Source organism: Vibrio sp. 2033 (genome assembly GCF_033339735.1).
Genome location: NZ_JAWOVC010000304.1, coordinates 1 through 740, shown reverse-complemented (window position 1 = coordinate 740; position 740 = coordinate 1). Strand labels below are relative to the sequence as shown.

Below are 740 nucleotides of genomic sequence, written 5' to 3'. Positions count from 1 at the left end.
GCTAAGGAAAGCGAAACCCAAAGCAGCAGTAAACTCACTACGATTTGAGGTATGTAGATAGCAGCGAGCAACGCAACCAGCGCGCCAAGTAGATAATATTTGACGATGAACATTCGACCTCCTTAATCCTTAGCGATGGGATAACGCTTAGCTGGCCATCTCTTCGATATAGTCATTGGCCAACTGCTGTTTTTGTTTATCGGACATCACCTTGCCTGCCATTTGGAAAAAGCGTTGCTCTTCCTCTTCCAGATGGTGCAGTACCTTGTGGCGCAGTGTTTTCATGTGCGTAAGCCAAGCGGGCGAGCTCCACGCGGTGTCATCCAACTGAGCGATCACTTTGTCGATGGCGTGGTGCTCAGCAATACCGTGACGTGTCATATCGATCGTCTTATCGCTCTCAATCAGCGGTGCATAAAAGTAACGCTCTTCAGCGGCGGCATGTTGCTCAAGCTCGTGCTTTAGGTCGCGATAAAACTCTCGACGAGTTGGGGAATCTCCGGATGTTTCCATCAGTGCATCCAGCAAAAGGCGCTGTTTTTCATGACTTTCTTTTAGCACATCGAATATGTTCTTCATCTCTGCCTCCTTATCGGATTAAGAATAGTTGGTAAAACAAAGGGCGGTTATCACGCCGCCCTTTTTTGCTGTTGGTGGATGAGGTGAACGCTTAACAATCTTTGTCTTCCGCGTTCAGATTCTCTTTAAGGTTTTCACAACCATCTTCAATGGCGTTTTGC

At 47.4% G+C, this 740-nt stretch carries 1 protein-coding gene; it reads right to left on the bottom strand.

Annotated elements, in window-relative coordinates; translation table 11 throughout:
- Nucleotides 1-147: 147 nt before the first annotated feature.
- Nucleotides 148-579 carry a hemerythrin domain-containing protein gene (locus tag R7P74_RS26245; RefSeq protein WP_005466989.1) on the bottom strand — a complete coding sequence of 144 codons (432 nt, stop codon included), beginning with the start codon at nt 577-579 and terminating at the stop codon, nt 148-150.
- Nucleotides 580-740 lie beyond the last annotated feature (161 nt).

Coding starts and splice junctions, on each gene's coding strand:
- R7P74_RS26245 (WP_005466989.1), bottom strand. CDS start 579: ATGAAGAACATATTCGATGTGCTAAAAGAAAGTCATGAAAAACAGCGC.